The organism is Flavobacterium sp. GNP008, from assembly GCF_056428965.1.
This window is the reverse complement of sequence record NZ_JBWJVL010000001.1, coordinates 52,580-69,471: the sequence shown is the minus strand read 5'-3', so window position 1 is coordinate 69,471 and position 16,892 is coordinate 52,580. Positions and strand designations below refer to the sequence as shown.

Sequence of the window (16,892 nt, the reverse complement as noted above, 5' to 3'; positions counted from 1 at the left end):
ATCTACTATTCCTTCATTTAAATAAAAACTATTATGAAACTACTATTTGTAACCGGCTGTCTAATTATATTTTCTACTACTTTGAGTGCTCAAGACATGGTTTATAAGCCACGAAATCCTGCTTTTGGAGGGGATACGTTTAATTATCAGTGGTTGCTGAGTTCAGCTGAAGCTCAAAATGATTTTAAAGAGGATACAGGAACTGATTTTAAACAACCAACAGAATTAGAACGATTTAAACAAAATCTGAATAACCAATTACTGAATCAAATATCCAATTCGTTATTTCAAAAACAGTTTGGAGATGGCGGTATTAAGGAAGGATCTTATGTTTTTGGGAGCTTATCCGTTGATATTTATCCTTCAAATTTGGGATTAGTAGTTGATATACTTGATACGGATACTGGTGAACAAACCCAAATTATTATTCCAGGGAACTAATTTTTGTTCTTAAATCAAGTAGCATAATTGTTTTTTTTAATCTATCGAATTATCATAAATTAATGTATCAAAGATTGAATATTTGTAACATATTTTTGTCAAAAAAGCCCTAAATACTACCTACATTATGAATAAAAAAACTGTAATCACACTTCTATTTGTTTTCCTATTATCTAGTTGTGGTGCTTATTTCAATCAGCCCGTTGGTATTGAAAAAGCTATCTATGGAGAAAACACACCCGCTACATCTTTATTGACAAAGCTACCTAAGCCCAAGGAACAAATAGTTGTTGGGGTTTATAAATTCAAAGACCAAACCGGACAATATAAAGCGATTGATCAGGGAAGCACATTCAGTACTGCTGTGACTCAGGGAGCAACTTCTATTTTAATTAAAGCCTTAGGGGATTCTAAATGGTTTGTGCCAATAGAAAGAGAAAATCTAGGGAATCTTTTAAACGAGAGAAATATTATTCGTTCTACACGTCAAGAATATGCTACTGATTCAAAAACCACGGAAACCCAATTAACCCCTTTGTTATTTGCGGGTGTTTTATTAGAAGGAGGTATTATATCGTATGATTCTAATATCATTACAGGAGGATTTGGTGCTCGGTATTTTGGAACTGGAGGTTCAACAAGATACCGACAAGATCGAATCTCGATATATCTCAGGTTAGTTTCTACTTCAAATGGTAAAATTTTGAATACAGTGTATGTATCTAAGACCATTTTGTCTCAAAGCGTAGATGCTAACTTATTTAAGTATGTAAACATCAAAAGGCTTCTCGAAGTAGAAACCGGTTTCACTAGAAATGAGCCTATTCAGCTTGCCGTTACTGAGGCTATAGAAAAAGCAGTAGAAGGATTAATAGTGGATGGAATTAAAAATAATCTTTGGGAAGTAGCGGCAACCTCTAAGGAAGTAACCACTTTTATCGATTCCTATACCAAAGAAAAAGAAGAAGCGGATTTAGCATTACTTTATGGTAGAAATAGGGATGAAAAAAGAGGTAAAATTGGGATTGAAGCAACAAGTGGAGTTACGTATATGGCTGGAGATTATCCAAATCCGATCGCTAAGCCAATGCTTAGAGGTGCAATAAAGTATTTTATAAAACCCAATTTGAATTTGAGTGCTTCAAGCAATGTGTTTAGACTAGGAAATAAAGGTAAACTAGATGTTGGTTACGCCTCATTAGAACTGAATTTAGAGTATTTATTACTTCCTTATGACGTTTTTACCCCGTATTTTTTTAGCGGTTTTGGAGCAAGTTTTAATTCTGATTTTGACAATTTAAGTGCCAAAGTTTTATATGGTGCAGGAATAGAATATTTAGTAACGAATAATTTTGGATTAAAATTATACGGAGAGCATAATTTGAATTTTTCGGATAATATTGACTATGTAGTAAGTGGCGTTCGAGATGATTATTATTGGCGTTTCGGTTTTGGGATGACGTATTATTTTCATCGAAAACTAAAGACCAAAATCAAGTAAAGTTTGATTTTTTTATAAAAAAAACAAACCATTAAAGAGTAAGCACAAATAGTTTCTAATGTCTAATAAATAATACGGTATAAAGATGAAAAAATTAGGAATAAAAATCATAATATGTTTTATTCTCTTCGTTTCTTGTAGTGAAGAACAGATTGATGATAATGGCGTGGGAATAGTGAAAGGAAGAGTTGTTGATGCTGGAACATTTGAACCTATAGCTAACGCAAGAGTTTCTACAAGTCCAACAACAAGTACCTATTTTACTGATAAAGACGGTTATTTTGAGTTCAGTGAAATTCTAGTAGGTAAATATTCGTTTCAGGCACAAAAAGATGGTTATATTTCTAAGTTCGAGCCTGCTACAATTACTAAAAATGTGACCGTGCAAATCATCTTTGAGTTAGATATTTCAACGGCTAATAATAAGCCCCCAGCTATTCCCGTATTAACCTCTCCTTTGGATAATGCTAAAAGTCAAGGTTTGAAATTAAACTTGGCTTGGACGGCAACTGATAAAGAATTGGATCCTCTGACCTATACCATAACTCTTAAAAACGGAACGACTGATGTTGTGACTACTTTTAAAGATATTAAAACGACTACTTTTGAGATTTTAGGACTAAGTTACAGTACAAAATACTATTGGCAAGTATCTGCGTCAGATGGTATTAATACACCCTCGAATAGTGTAACGAATATTTTTACAACTGTTGCATTCCCTAATCCTAGGTTTTTGTACATAAAAAAAGTCAATAGCAATAATGTTATTTATACAGCTGATGAAGCGGGTAATCAATTACAATTGTCTTCCTCTGAAGTAAATAGCTATAGACCTAGAAAAAATCTGGAAATTAATAAAATTGCATATATAAGTTCTGATGGTTCTCAAAATCAAATTTATACAATGGATCCAGATGGTCTAAATGTTTTTAAAGTGACTAATTCTATTCCTATTGCAGGTTTCAACATGGAGCATATCAATTACAGTTGGAGTACCAACGGTAGTCAGCTGATATATCCAAATTTTGACAAATTATATCGAATTAATGCAGACGGAAGTGGACTAGTCGAATTGTTTAGAACTCCAAATGGTAAATTTATATCAGAATGCGATTGGAGCCAAGATACCACTCAAATTGTACTAAAAGTAAATGATATTTCGGGTTACAATTCCGAGATCTATGTGATAAATACTTCAGGAGTCGTCCTCTATCAGGTGCTGTCAGGATTAGATGGAGCGGTAAGTGGTTTAGATATTTCTGTTGATAATCAAAAAATCGTATATACAAGAGATGTATCTGGCTATCAAAGTTCGAACTATAGAAGACTCGATTCTCGTATTTTTATTTACAATCGTTTGACCAATACCTCCACAGAAGTAGATACAAATAAGCCAAATGGATTTAATGATCTAGATGTTAAGTTTTCTCCAAATGAAGCAGAAGTAATTTTCACAAGTACTTCTAACGATGGAATTTCGATCAAAAATATTGTAAAGTCAAGTATAACGGATCCAGATACGCGTGCAACTTTATTTTCTGGAGGCTCAATGCCGGAATGGAAATAGAATGTATCTACTCAATTCACCTTTGAATTTGTTCAGAAACATAATTATAATAACGATACAGCTGCTAGCGAAAAAAAATAAGTTTAGCTAAATTGCTAATATATGGTCCGGGATTTACTTGGTCAAAAAATAGTATAATAAATCCTAAAACCTAATTCTGAATTCCTAAATCAAATTAGTATCTTTGTTGCACAACTATCTGCCTAAAAGCAGGCTTCACAACTATACTACATGAGTTCAGAAACTTCAAAAAGATATGCGCTTCGCGGTGTTTCAGCATCCAAAGAAGATGTTCACAACGCTATAAAAAACATTGATAAAGGATTATATCCACAAGCATTTTGTAAAATTGTTCCGGATTATTTAACTCAGGATAGTGATTATTGTTTGATTATGCATGCTGATGGCGCTGGAACTAAATCCTCTTTGGCATATATGTACTGGAAAGAAACCGGTGACATCTCCGTTTGGAAAGGCATCGCTCAAGATGCTTTGATAATGAATATTGACGATTTATTGTGCGTAGGTGCAACCGATAATATTTTACTCTCATCCACCATTGGAAGAAATAAAAATCTAATTACGGCTGAAGTAATTTCGGCAATTATCAACGGAACCGAAGATCTTATCAAAGAACTGGATTCTTTTGGTGTGACTATACATTCCACTGGAGGTGAAACAGCAGATGTGGGTGATATTGTTCGAACAATAATTGTAGATTCAACGGTAACAGCCCGCATGAAACGTAGTAAAGTAATTGATAATGCTAATATTAAAGCGGGTGACGTAATAGTAGGACTAGCTTCTTTTGGCCAAGCTACATACGAGAAAAGTTATAACGGAGGTATGGGAAGCAATGGATTAACATCGGCACGTCATGATGTTTTTGGAAAATATTTAGCCACTAAATACCCTGAGAGTTACGATGCCGCAGTTCCAGAAGAACTAATTTATTCCGGACAGATTAAATTGACTGATGCGGTAGCAAATTCACCAATAGATGCAGGACAATTAGTGCTTTCGCCTACACGTACTTATGCACCAATCATCAAGAAAATTTTAGACCAATATTCTTCTAATGAAATTCACGGAATGGTGCATTGCAGTGGAGGTGCTCAGACTAAAATTTTACATTTTGTAGAGCATTTACACATTATAAAAGACAACTTATTTCCTGTCCCGCCGTTGTTCCAGTTGATACAAGAACAATCCCAAACTGATTGGAAAGAAATGTACCAAGTATTCAATTGTGGCCACAGAATGGAAATTTATGTTCCCGAAGCTGTGGCTCAAGATATTATTGCGATTTCGAAATCATTTAATGTGGAGGCTCAAATTGTGGGTAGAGTAGAAGCTGCTGATGCTAAGAAATTAACCATTAGTAGCGAATACGGTACTTTTGAATATTAAAGATTTTAACTGTAGCTATTTTTTTAATTTTTAATCTTTTAACTTTTTTCTAATGTACGAATTACTTTTTTGGAATTATGAGGAGGGTATCTATCTAAATCATCATTTGGTTTACGAAGATATTGCAGAACAGAAAATTATAGCGGGATTAGAAAATCTTCCCGTTGATGTTATCATGAACAGGCTTAATACGGTATTTTCAAACTGGGAAAAAGTAGATGACAACAGCTGGAAGAACAGTACCGGAAAAGGCGCTTTTCATGTTAAAACTACACCACAAAGCATTCAAATAGATTGTTATGGAACTGAGGGAAAAACGATGGATCTTCTTGTAGATACTATGGCAGAATTTAAATGTGCGCTCTATGACCCCCAAGTTCCAGTTCGTTATGATGAAATGAATGAATAGGATTTTTAGGAGCTGATCCAGCACTCCATTACAAGTCCTCCATTAAAAAAATATTTTTATAAATCCTGAAAGGAGCTCCCGTTGGTCGCTCTTTCAGGACAAGAAAAATTATTTTTTGCAGTCCGGGCTTTTCACTTCGATCTGGGCTAGAACTATCCTGTACCTAAGAATAGTTTTTTATGGCTAATACAGTTTAATTTTCAGCTTTTACCTCAGTACGATTCAAAAGAATTGGCTCTCCAAAACCAACTTTATTTAACTTTTGCAATTGCGTTTCAGCATCACCTACTACTAAATAAATCATTTTATTTGAATTTAAGTACTTTTCAGAGAGTTTTTTTATTTGTTCAATAGTAATGTTTTTTACTGTATTCCCCCGTAGTTTAGCGTAATCATCTGAAAATTTATAAGTGCTAATCTCATAGAGCATGTCTAGTTTAGCGGATAGCGTTTCAAATGTTCTTGCATTACTCTTTATTAAATATCCTTTGGTAACTTCTAGATCTGTTGCATTGAAGCGTGGACCATATTGTTCTACAATTTCTTTAATTAAACTTATGGATTCAAACGTTACATTAGAGCGAACACCGCTAAAAATAGTGAATGGGCCTTTGTTATTTGATCCATCAAATGAAGAACCAATACCATATGTATATCCTTTTCCTTCTCTTAATTGTTGGGTTAATTGTGATGCAAAACCACCGCCACCTAAACGATAATTCATAATAGTTGCTGGATAAAAATCCTTGTCAGTTGCAGCAAGTGCCGGATAACCAATTCTAATTACGGATTGTTTTGCTCCTGGAACATCATAAAAATAAATTTTTGATGCAGTAACAGTTTTTGTAAAGGCTATTTGAGGAATAGTAACTTTTTTGGACTCCCAATTTTTGTTTAGGGTCGCTAAAGAATTGGTCACATCATTTTTTGAAACAGCACCAACAATTTGAAAACTGGAAATTACCGGAGAGATGTTATTCACATAATAATTTTTAAGATCATCAATAGTAATTGTGTTTATAGAATTCTCTGTACCGATACGGTTGTTTGATAAGATCGATTCTTTTCCATGAATTAATTTTTTAAACTCATTTCTTGCAATGTTGTTGGGGTCTGCTTTCTGTTGTGTAATTTGACTTAGAGTGCTTTGTTTGATCAAATCAAATTCTTTGATGTCCCATCGGGGTTGCAACACTATTTCTTGTATTAATGCCATAGTCGCATTGTAATTCTTTGCCAGGGTATTACCTGAAATAAAGATTGCTTCATCAGTTGCATTAGCTTTGATTGTGGCTCCAAGGCTTTCGATAGCATTTTCGAGTTGCTCCGGAGTTTTATTTTTTGTTCCTTTTGTCATCAATTCAGCCAACATATTAGAAATACCTACTTTTTGTTTTTTTTCAAGTAGCATTCCCCCTTTTATTTGTAACTGAAACTGGACAAGTGGGACTTCATAATTTTCAATTCCCAAAACGTTTAGACCAGAAGATAATTCATTTTTCCATACTGATGGTAATTTAACATCCGGGCTTTTACCATAAGCTGGTTCTATACTTCGGTCAAATTTTGAAGGCGTTTTTTTATAAGTTGCTGTTATGCTGGCATCAAACGAATCTTCTTTACCGTCAATTATTTTTTCCTCAACAACGGTTGCTAAAGTGGAGCCTTCGAGTATTAAATTAGCACCTCCTTTTGGTACAAAACTGGTGGCAATATAAGATTTTCCTTTTATATATTTTTGATATACCCGCATTACATCTTCAGTAGTTACGGCAAGAATGTTTTTCACATCCTGATTAATATAATCTGGAGTTCCTGCAAAAATTTCATACTGTGCTAATTGAAATCCTTTCCCCAATACACTGGATAAATTGGTGTAAAAAGCAGTTTCTTGACCCGCTTTAATACGGTTTAAATCTTCCTGTGAGATCCCTTGGGCTTCAAAGTCTTTAAAAGCTTCGTTAACACCATTCAGGACTGTATTTAAATTTATTTTTTCAAAAGCAGTAATATTTAGCATATATTGCCCTGCTATTTCTGAATTGTATTGAAACAAATCAGCGGCATCAGTTAATTTTTTGTCTTCTACGAGTGTTTTGTATAGCGGGGCTTTCTTCCCTTTTGAAAGATAGTTGGCCAATACTTCTAGCGCGTAACTATCCGGATGGTATTCATAAACGGATGGCCATGTTAATGTCAGTTGAGGTAAACGAGCAAAATTATCTTCATAATATAATTTTTTAGTTTCACTAAGCATTACGGGCTGTTTCTCTATTTTAGGAATATTTTCACCTCGTTTGATCTCTCCAAAATATTTTTCAATCCATGCTTTAGTTTGATTGATATCAAAATCTCCTGCAATGGTGAGCGTAACATTGTTAGGTACATACCAGCGATTGTAGAAATTTTTAACATCTTCAAGGGTAGCATTTTGTAAATCTTCTAAGGAACCAATTACATCCCAATTATAGGGATGTGTAGGAGGATATAAATTTTTTGAGATTACCGAAAAATTGTGTCCATAGGGTCTGTTATCATAACTCTGTCTTTTTTCATTTTTAACTACCTGTTTTTCTTTTGCAAGAACAGGTTCAGTTACTGTATTGATAAAGTAGCCTAATTTATCGGCCTCTGCCCATATCATTTTTTCTAATGCATCTTTGGGTACGGTTTGAAAATAATTAGTACGATCTCGACTTGTAGAACCATTAGCACCAGCGCCACCAATTCGCGCACTCATTTTGTCAAGGCCTCCTTTACCTAAGTTTTCAGATTCTAAAAAAAGCAAATGCTCAAATAAGTGTGCAAATCCGGTACGGCCAGCCTTTTCTCTTGCGGAACCCACATGGCTTGTTAGAGCAACTGCAACAACGGGGTCCGATCGATCAATATGTAAAATTACTTGTAATCCGTTTTCTAAAGTGAATTTTTCAAATTCAACTTTGAAATCGTTTGATTTTTGATTTTGAGAATACGAGGAGAACGCACTAAGAAGTACAAAATAAAAAAATAATAACTGATTTGATTTCATTTTTTAAATTTAGTAAGAAGTTATTTTGTGAAAGAATATGATTTATTTATGGAACTAAAGTATGAAAATTAAATAATAAAATACAGAAGTTTAGGTTAAAACCAAAATAATGAGCAACAATGTCAAAAAAATAAAATTCACTCACCGCTTTATAAGTGCTGCTTAGCGATTAAATTAAATTTATAATTTAAAGAGAAAGTAGGGTAAAGGGTTTTATAGTTGTCTTATTAGTGAAAGTTGGTAGTACACCAATATCATAAATCACTAAATTAAAAATTATGAACCCATTTAAAGCCTTATTTATTTTGATTGCCTTTGGTTTTTCCATAAATGCAACTGCACAAAAAGCGAAAGTTACTGCTGACAATCAAAACGATACCAAACAAGAATTTCTATCATATTATGAGCAACGAGCTGCAGAGGATGCTAAATATGAGCAAGAATTTAAAGCAGAAAGTAGTAACGAAGATAAAGTTTTCTGGGCGGAACAAAAGCAATACGAAAAAAAATTAAAGAAAAACAACAGAAAAGCTTACCGAGTTTATATTCAAGGTAAAAAAGAGTCGTATTCGCAACACAACAACTATTGTGATCACGATCATCACAGCGACTATTATTACAGGAATGCAAGATTTTATTATTATGATTATAATAACAGAAATAATTATGAGACAAGATCTAGTGGGGCTACAATAAGCACTCCGGTTCGCATCAATACTCCAAGGGTACGATTGGGTATTTTTTAATTTGGCGTTAAACTCTGGATCAATTCCTTTATTTTTAAAACTTTAATAGTATGTATAAAAATTTATTTCCCGTTATGCTTAGATGGATTTGATGTTTCAAAATGCTGGACCTGTGTTGTAATATACAATGCCACTGGTCTAATGCCTAAATAGAGGGCCATACCAAATAGGGCTAATAGAGATCCGACTCCAGTAGGAATAACAGCACCAAAAGTATAAGTCATGCCAATTACAAACCCTAGAATGCATTCGGCCTTATAAATTGAAAAAAACAGGGCTAATATAAAAACGCCAATAAGCATATAACCTGGTATCTCAGCTATCATGGTGGTGTTCCGAGCCAATATATGATGGCTTGGAACACCACCATGATAATGGTTCCAAATTAAAAGTGATCCTATTGCAATTGTTGCAATTCCAGTACAATACAAACGGGTCTTAAAGAACATTCTACCATTCATAGTGGCTCAGTTTATAAGTTAGGTTGTCTTAAATTGGATTTGTTGACTTCTTCACTTGATTTGATTTCACTTGCTTTAAAATACTTTTAACGAAGTTATAAAAAAAACAGCATAATATACTACAAGTGTACTGTACTGGCAAAGTGGTAATAGCCTACGCGACTTATCTTTTATACTTTCGTTTTTAATAGATTTTTTTCAATGGCAATAACAGTCAGAATACCTAAAATATAAGCAAGTAAATCTACCCAAGCAAAGGAATTTCCAAGAATAACGATAGTGATTTTAGACTCCTGCAAGCCTAGCTTTTTAACCATATTTAAATATTGAGCTATTTCGATAGCAAATGAAAAGGCCAATACAAAACCTGTGGCAGCCCAAACCGATACATTTAGAAATGATTTTATAAAACAATACAGTAGAATAACAACTAAAAAATCTCCAAAATAGGGTCTTATAAAGCTATCATGTACAAACAAAGCAATTGTTAGTTCTATTAGAAAAAGTAAAATGGTATATGCAAAATATTTCGGGTTGAATTGAAACATATTAGTTAGTTAGCGGTTTGATTGTTTTATTTTTACTCCATTCTTTTTTGGTGTTCACTTATTTCTATTGTTTTCTCAAGCCTTGATATTCTGGTCTTTTCTTGTTTAGCAGTCATTATCCAATGTATCATTACCTTTTTGTAGGATGGTGCTTGTGTATTAAAAAAGCCCCATGCTATGGAGTTCAGTCTGAATTGACTTTCATAATTCGGCGAAAGGGTAACCGTATCTTTTTTTTCGTGAGAATAAATGCTGGATTTGCTCTCTGTACGTAAATCAAATGCTTTTTGGCCTTCAAGTGTTATTAGTCCGGATTTATTGAGTTCCTCTACTTTCCGGATGTTGATAGTGCTCCAAATACTGTTGCCTCTTCGAGGCGTAAAACGGATGCTGTAACTTTCATGATCTATTGATTTACGTACACCGTCTATCCAGCCAAAGCACAGTGCTTGATCCACAGATTGCGACCAAGTTATTGAAGGTTTGTTGCTACCCACTTTATAGAAACCAACTAGTAGTTCGGTTTCTTTTTTGTAATGCTTTTCTAACCATTCTCTAAATTCGGCTTGTGTTGCAAAAAAGATTGGTGTCATTTTAAAGATAAAGTTTATTTAATATGCAGAAAAATACAAAAAAAGAGTTTCACGACCATGCTGATTGTTTCTTTAAAAAAAAATCATTAGTGCAGTTTTCGCCCTGTGCTTATTCTAATTAGGAATTATGTTATAAATAATAAAATCATTTCCCATACAATTTCTAGTAGGTTCTTTAGCAGTAGGGACTTGATAGAATATCAACATTTTTTGTTCTAATGTGTAAGTTACTTAATAGTGTAGGCATATTTTACATAACGTTGCAAACGAGTGGGTTGTGCCAGCTAAGTTGGGGATATGAATTTTATATTTAGAGTCAAATACGTAAAAGAAATTTGTGGGATTAGCAAGTCTACAATGTACTAATTGAGCATGCAAGACTTTGCATTTATTATGTTTTTTAAGAGGATTAGGTTTTTATATTTTGAATTAATTTAAACAATAAGCGATGAAGGTCCATAACTTCTTGACTCGTAAGTCCAACATTATCAGACAAATGTTTTTGTAAAATTGTGGCTTTCAACTGTATTAACTTTCCCGTTTCAGTTAATGATATAATGACATTGCGCTCATCTATTTTAGAGCGCACTCGGCTTACTAAATCCATTTCCTGCATTCTTTTTAATAATGGCGTTAGCGTGTTTGACTGTAACTTTAATTTGTCTGAAAGGTAATTAACATTCACAGCGTCCGATTCCCATAAAACGATAAGCACCAGATATTGAGGATATGTGATTCCCAAATTGTCAAGAATAGGTTGATAGCATTTTGTAACCAGACGCGAAGCTGCATACAATGGAAAGCATAATTGATTCTCTAATTTTAGTGATTCCCTTGTTTCGTCATTTTCCATTATACTATTTATTTGATCCGTTTATATTTTGAAGCTATTTATAAATAAAGTAAATCAGCTTTAAGTTAAAACTAATTACAAGCTAAACTAGTAATGTTTTAATCCAAAGCTGACTTTTTATTGTTTATTTTAATTCAAATTTAATTCAACGTCAATATTTCCGCGAGTGGCATTCGAGTAAGGACATATTTTATGCGCTTTGTCCACCAGCTCCTTAGCTAGTTGATTTTCAATACCTGGAATTGAAATGTTTAATGAAACTACAAGTTGAAACCCACCTTTTGAGTCCGACTGAAGTCCCACAGTTGCCTTTACAGAAGAAGGGTTTTCTGGTCTAATTTTTTCTTGGTTCATGACTAAATTCAGTGCACTGTCAAAGCATGATGCATACCCTGCTGCAAAAAGTTGTTCTGGATTTGTAAATCCTTGTTGTGTACCTCCTAATTCTTTTGGCATTCTTACTTCAAGTTCTAACACTCCGTCTTCGCTAGTTACTTTTCCATTTCTACCACCTGTTACCGTGGCGCTGGTTTCATACAATGTTTTCATAATTTAAATTGTATCGTTTACGATTATATCGTAAACGATACAAATATATAAATAATATTTTAATAATCGGTTTTAATGATTTTATATACTTGTTTATTATAGTTAGCTTCACTTGTCATTAACGTCCCGCCACTACAGCGGGTTTGGGACTAAATTAAGCCCTGTTTTCGGATTTGCCACCCGAGCAATAGCGAACAGGCAAAGCAAATCATCCCAAATAAAAATCAACTTTACATTAAGCCAATTGCCCAAATCTGTTGTAGGCAGTGCTTTATTTTGACACTTTAGACTTCTTAATGTTCAAAGCTTTCTGTTTTATCCATTGAATTGAAATATCAAATGGTGCTGTAATATTGCCAGAAGCAGTATTGTGACCTAACGTTGAAAACAAGGTATATTCGAAAGGTTTGCCTTGAGCTTTCAATGTATTTAATTGCTCCATACACAACTTTACGGGAATCTGTATATCTTTCTCACCAAAAAGCCAAAGTCCGGGAATTAATAGAGTATTCAGAGAAATTTTTGGGTCAGTGGCCACGAATTGATACCTGTCTGGGTCATTTTTAGTATGTTCACGAGCATCAGATTCCGTATGATTTTCCCAAAAATTATTGTTTCCATTAGTATAAAACTGAAATCGAAGTTGTTCTAGAGTAGTAATTGTAGGGCAACTAAATAAAACCATAAATTCTATTTGTGGATTTTTATTTGCAGCAATTGGGATTATCCATCCTGCTTGACTGAAGCCAATTAATCCAATTGGTATTTTTTTATCTATCAAATAGGTTCGAAATGTATTTACTGCTGAACTTGCATCGTGAGATAATAAATTAAGATTAATAGTTTCAATATTATTCGTGCCAACAGATGGTCCAACATATACACCTCCTGATTCTCCAACTCCACGTTTATCATATGTCAATACAGCAATACCTTCTTTGGCAAGACGTTTAGCGAACTCCATTTCTCTTTTTACAGGATCAGACCCATGAACAATTACAACTGCTGCAAATGTTTTTTTAGGTGTTAAAATCGAGCCTGCAAGAGTGACGCCTTGACTTTCAAACTTTACATCTTGAATGGTAAAGTCGGCCGATTGAGAAAACACCATTTCTGGTAAAGTTATTAATAATAACCAAAGAAATAAGTTAATGTTCATTTTGGTAATTTAAAAATTGTTTGAATTGTCTTGGTCTTCGGTAGTATTGCCTAGAACGTCTCGCCACTTTGAGATGGCTGGAAATTCGTAACCTTTAAATTTTCGGCTTAACGAAAACTTGATGCGTAACGATAATTCCACTAAATTCCAGCTAGCTCAAAATGGCTGTTACCAGCAGTTTAATTTTGTACATCAAGTATTAATTTACCAGGAATTTTGATAGTTTTTCCATCATATGGTATTTTTAATAGAAATTCAGGACTATTGTCTTCAACCGATTTTGGTACAAATTCATAGTTAAATCTTGTTCCATCATTTTCGCCAACCTTAATCTCTTTATTATCCTCAATTTTATAGATTTCATATTTTGGCAATTTTCTATTGTAAGTTTGAAGTAACATAACAATGTTATTTTTCTGTCCCACTTTTAGAATTTGTCTGTCCGAAATTCCAATTAAAATCTGAGAGTATAAAAATTTAGCTTCGTTTTTTGATAATGAATCTTTAAGCTTTCTATTTTGTTCCTTGAGTATTGAGATTTCTGTCAAAAGATTTTCTTCCTCTTTTGGATTTTCTGCTGATTTATTACAACTCAAAGTTATAATGCAAATAGTTGTTATTAGTATTTTTTTCATAAATTGATGGTAACGTTCCCGCGCTTCAAGATGCTTGCGGAGATGATACCAGAGTAGTTTTGGCTGAACGAAATTATGATAATACCCCGTAATTCCAATAAATCCGCAAGTATATTGAAACGTGTGTTGCAAGATGCCTTTCTCTTTCCATATTTATTTAGAATCTATTTTATCAGCCTAATTCTTTTATTAAATTAAAAATCCTGCAGTTTGAATTCAAACCGCAGGATTTCATATTAAGATTCTTTAACTTCTTTTTGAGGCAATAAAGCAAGAATTAAATTTACAATAGGTATTAAAAATAACCAACCAGAATAGCCAGCATTTTTTAATCTTCTAAAACCCACTGAAACTAATGCTAAAATTGCAATAACCGTATATGTATTATGTATATATTCAGGCAGTAAAAATCTTTTAGCTAAAAACCTAATAATAACATTAAATAAAAAGTTAAAAATAAAAAAATTCCAAAATTCTTTTAAAGTTGCTTCATCTTTATAATTAAAGATATTTTTGAATGCGTTTAAATAATCTTTCATATTTTAAATAATTAACAATTATCAATCGTACAATTTAAATACCATTCAGCTACACAGGCAAACCCTTCAAGAACACATTGTGTCATTTGAAACCAATTTTGATTATGTATTCCCTCAACGGCACAAGCTCTTACACCAGCATATGAACAAGGATATTCTTTAGCTGTTAAATTTATTGTTTTGTTAGTTCCTGTAATTTTTTCATTGAATTTTTCACCTTTTATTATTTGTACACTATATACTAATTCATTGTCAATATAAAACTCAAAAACACCATTTGTTTTTGTTCTGTTTTTTAATAAATATGATTTTAATTCTTTTTCGTTTGCAAAAGAAGGCATCTTTTCATCACATTTGAATGACGATTTTATTGAATGAATATCATAATCTTTATTGAAGCTCTCTTTTGCTTTTTCCGTACCAACTAGATCATTAGTTTCTTTTACATAGCTCTTTTTGGTTTTTGTATTAAAGGCAACTATTCCCTCCACTTTTAGGGAACTTGTATTATTTAAATCTTCGTTTTCTTATTTTGAACAAGCAAAAAATATTGTACTTGTAATTAATAATACCAGAGTGGCATAAATTATTTTTCTCATTAATATGGTTTTTTAATGGTTACATTAATCCTCAATGTGGTTTTTCCACTTTTAGGCAGTTTTGGATTAATATTGTTATATGTTAATTCTGCCCGTTACATTCCGCTTTTATTTCAAGTACTACAATTTCTGTAGTCATTATGTCATATTTCTTTTCCGTAAATCAAAGTTTCAGCTTAAGATTTTCCACAATGTTCGTCATAAGGTTTCTTGCAACGTTCCCGCGCTACAAGAAGTTTGGGACTAAATTAAGCCCATTATTCGGATATGCCAAATCTTCCAAATACAAAACCAACTTCAAATTAAGCCTAATACCCAAATTGCTTGTAGCGTGTGTTGGCAGTAGTTTTTTTATGGGAGATATATGACTTCGTCAAGCTTTTTAATTTTTTTTACGCTCTTAAACATATTTTCTATTAGTCTATAATTAAGTATAAAATTTGTAATAATAAATTCTTTACCATCGGTAGAGTATAGTTTTGTATATCCATAATAACGTAATAAATTTTTATAATGTTTTGTTGATAAATGGAATTCAATCGATTTTAAGTTTTGAGAATCTAAAACATAATACGTTGAATTTTTAAACATTGTTATTGTTTCATTTTCAAAATCTAATTTGATTTTTGTATTTCTTTCGTGTAATAGATATTTCACGTACAAATAAATTGTCAAACCCAAATTATAAAATAAGTAAAAAGAAATAAGCAACAAAACTATTCCTGCATATCCTGATTTATAATTATTATTCCAAAATCCTGCTAAATTTTTTATTATTCCCGTTATTATTAAAGTCAAACATAAAACTAAAAATAACACAAATAGCGTTTTCAAAAAGAACTTAAATGTTAATAATCTGTAAGTTTTAATTTTTGATTTCATCAATTCCGTTTCGGTTTTTCAAAATTACTACCAACGTTCCCGCGCTACAAGCAGTTTGGGACTAAATTAAGCCCATTCTTCGGATTTGCCAAATCTTCCAAATACAAAACCATATTTAAATTAAGCCTAATACCCAAATTGCTTGTAGCGTGTGTTAACTGATGTTTTTTTATTCATTTCGATATTTTCTTTTGGGTACGTCAATATAAAAGTCTTGATATTCTCCATTTTTGTTTTCGCTTACAGTTCCGACAATCATTTGAACGGTTAAAGTGTCTTTTTCGTCACAATATTCACAAAATCGTTTTATTTCTTTGCGGTTTCCATTTTTGTCCACAAAGAAATATTTAGAACCTGAATAACTTATGGAGTTGCCTTTAATTTCAAATTTAGTTTTCAATATTCCATTTTTCGGAACTTTATATATTCTCCACCATAATCCTTCAAAATTTTTTTCAGCGCCATTTTTCTTATTATATTGAATAGTTACTTTTCCTTTAAATTTTTCTGGAATTAAAAAAACATCTTTTGATGCAGATGTCACTTGAAATATTATAAATCCAATAAATATCGGTAGTAATGTCCAAAATATTTGCCATTGATTTTCAATTTTTAGTTTTATTCGAGAAATTAAAATTTGAATAATTCCAATTAAGCAAACCACAAAGAATATATAAGTTGGATACCATTCAAATATAAACATACAAATATTTATTGCGATACCAGATAGCAAAAATACTAACCCTCCAAATAGTAAAATTCTGTTCAATTAATTAATTTTTTGTTGCGTTTCGGTTTTCGAAAATATCAGTTAACGTTCCCGCGCTACACGCAGGTTGCCAATTAAGGCGGATTAATAATTCGGTTTTTAACTTTTTTCGCCGACACAAAAGAATATTTCCAAAAGCCTAATGTGGTAATTGCTTGTAGCGTGTGTTGGCAGTAGTATTTTTCGTTAATCTAGTTAGT

At 32.6% G+C, this 16,892-nt stretch carries 18 protein-coding genes; 6 read left to right on the top strand and 12 right to left on the bottom strand.

Going from position 1 to position 16,892, the window contains the following annotated elements; genetic code table 11:
- Nucleotides 1–33: 33 nt before the first annotated feature.
- The 5 genes from AC0608_RS00360 (at nucleotide 34) to AC0608_RS00340 (ending at nucleotide 5,328) form a co-directional block, all read left to right on the top strand.
- Nucleotides 34–441: a curli production assembly/transport component CsgF gene (locus AC0608_RS00360; protein ID WP_478287729.1), complete on the top strand. Its 408-nt coding sequence runs from the start codon at nucleotides 34–36 to the stop codon at nucleotides 439–441.
- A 127-nt stretch (nucleotides 442–568) separates the two neighbouring features.
- On the top strand, nucleotides 569–1,942 hold the full coding sequence (locus AC0608_RS00355; protein WP_478287728.1) for a CsgG/HfaB family protein: 1,374 nt from the start codon (nucleotides 569–571) through the stop codon (nucleotides 1,940–1,942).
- An 85-nt stretch (nucleotides 1,943–2,027) separates the two neighbouring features.
- The gene (locus AC0608_RS00350) at nucleotides 2,028–3,509 is read left to right on the top strand and encodes a carboxypeptidase regulatory-like domain-containing protein (RefSeq protein ID WP_478287727.1); all 1,482 of its coding nucleotides are present in this window, start codon (nucleotides 2,028–2,030) and stop codon (nucleotides 3,507–3,509) included.
- A 231-nt stretch (nucleotides 3,510–3,740) separates the two neighbouring features.
- Nucleotides 3,741–4,919: an AIR synthase related protein gene (locus tag AC0608_RS00345; RefSeq protein WP_417958296.1), complete on the top strand. Its 1,179-nt coding sequence runs from the start codon at nucleotides 3,741–3,743 to the stop codon at nucleotides 4,917–4,919.
- Nucleotides 4,920–4,971: 52 nt separating this feature from the next.
- Nucleotides 4,972–5,328 (top strand): hypothetical protein, encoded by a 357-nt coding sequence (locus AC0608_RS00340; protein ID WP_417958295.1) that lies wholly within the window; start codon nucleotides 4,972–4,974, stop codon nucleotides 5,326–5,328.
- Between the two features lie 193 nt (nucleotides 5,329–5,521).
- Here the strand turns inward: AC0608_RS00340 and AC0608_RS00335 are convergent, their stop codons facing one another.
- Nucleotides 5,522–8,359, bottom strand: coding sequence for a M16 family metallopeptidase (locus AC0608_RS00335; RefSeq protein WP_478287726.1), 2,838 nt, complete (start codon nucleotides 8,357–8,359; stop codon nucleotides 5,522–5,524).
- A 278-nt stretch (nucleotides 8,360–8,637) separates the two neighbouring features.
- Here AC0608_RS00335 and AC0608_RS00330 point away from each other — a divergent pair, with 278 nt between their 5' ends.
- Nucleotides 8,638–9,105 carry a hypothetical protein gene (locus AC0608_RS00330; RefSeq protein WP_478287725.1) on the top strand — a complete coding sequence of 156 codons (468 nt, stop codon included), beginning with the start codon at nucleotides 8,638–8,640 and terminating at the stop codon, nucleotides 9,103–9,105.
- 62 nt (nucleotides 9,106–9,167) lie between these two features.
- Here the strand turns inward: AC0608_RS00330 and AC0608_RS00325 are convergent, their stop codons facing one another.
- From AC0608_RS00325 to AC0608_RS00275, 11 genes are all read right to left on the bottom strand, one after another.
- Entirely contained in the window at nucleotides 9,168–9,566 is a 399-nt protein-coding gene (locus tag AC0608_RS00325; protein ID WP_478287724.1) for a hypothetical protein, read from the bottom strand.
- A 170-nt stretch (nucleotides 9,567–9,736) separates the two neighbouring features.
- Nucleotides 9,737–10,114, bottom strand: coding sequence for a ribosomal maturation YjgA family protein (locus tag AC0608_RS00320; RefSeq protein WP_478287723.1), 378 nt, complete (start codon nucleotides 10,112–10,114; stop codon nucleotides 9,737–9,739).
- A 32-nt stretch (nucleotides 10,115–10,146) separates the two neighbouring features.
- Complete coding sequence (locus AC0608_RS00315; protein WP_478287722.1) at nucleotides 10,147–10,707, bottom strand: YdeI/OmpD-associated family protein; 561 nt, start codon at nucleotides 10,705–10,707, stop codon at nucleotides 10,147–10,149.
- A 409-nt stretch (nucleotides 10,708–11,116) separates the two neighbouring features.
- On the bottom strand, nucleotides 11,117–11,560 hold the full coding sequence (locus AC0608_RS00310) for a MarR family winged helix-turn-helix transcriptional regulator (RefSeq protein WP_478287721.1): 444 nt from the start codon (nucleotides 11,558–11,560) through the stop codon (nucleotides 11,117–11,119).
- Between the two features lie 129 nt (nucleotides 11,561–11,689).
- A complete protein-coding gene (locus AC0608_RS00305; protein ID WP_417958287.1) occupies nucleotides 11,690–12,109 on the bottom strand; it encodes an organic hydroperoxide resistance protein in 420 nt (139 codons plus the stop codon).
- 271 nt (nucleotides 12,110–12,380) lie between these two features.
- Nucleotides 12,381–13,268 (bottom strand): alpha/beta hydrolase family protein, encoded by an 888-nt coding sequence (locus AC0608_RS00300; protein WP_478287720.1) that lies wholly within the window; start codon nucleotides 13,266–13,268, stop codon nucleotides 12,381–12,383.
- Between the two features lie 179 nt (nucleotides 13,269–13,447).
- Nucleotides 13,448–13,903, bottom strand: coding sequence for a hypothetical protein (locus AC0608_RS00295; protein ID WP_478287719.1), 456 nt, complete (start codon nucleotides 13,901–13,903; stop codon nucleotides 13,448–13,450).
- A gap of 236 nt (nucleotides 13,904–14,139) precedes the next feature.
- Nucleotides 14,140–14,442, bottom strand: a complete 303-nt coding sequence (locus AC0608_RS00290; protein WP_478287718.1) for a DUF805 domain-containing protein — start codon at nucleotides 14,440–14,442, stop codon at nucleotides 14,140–14,142.
- A gap of 11 nt (nucleotides 14,443–14,453) precedes the next feature.
- Nucleotides 14,454–14,933 carry a hypothetical protein gene (locus tag AC0608_RS00285; protein WP_478287717.1) on the bottom strand — a complete coding sequence of 160 codons (480 nt, stop codon included), beginning with the start codon at nucleotides 14,931–14,933 and terminating at the stop codon, nucleotides 14,454–14,456.
- Nucleotides 14,934–15,392: 459 nt separating this feature from the next.
- The gene (locus tag AC0608_RS00280; protein ID WP_478287716.1) at nucleotides 15,393–15,923 is read right to left on the bottom strand and encodes a PH domain-containing protein; all 531 of its coding nucleotides are present in this window, start codon (nucleotides 15,921–15,923) and stop codon (nucleotides 15,393–15,395) included.
- Nucleotides 15,924–16,092: 169 nt separating this feature from the next.
- On the bottom strand, nucleotides 16,093–16,692 hold the full coding sequence (locus AC0608_RS00275) for a DUF6843 domain-containing protein (protein WP_478287715.1): 600 nt from the start codon (nucleotides 16,690–16,692) through the stop codon (nucleotides 16,093–16,095).
- Nucleotides 16,693–16,892 lie beyond the last annotated feature (200 nt).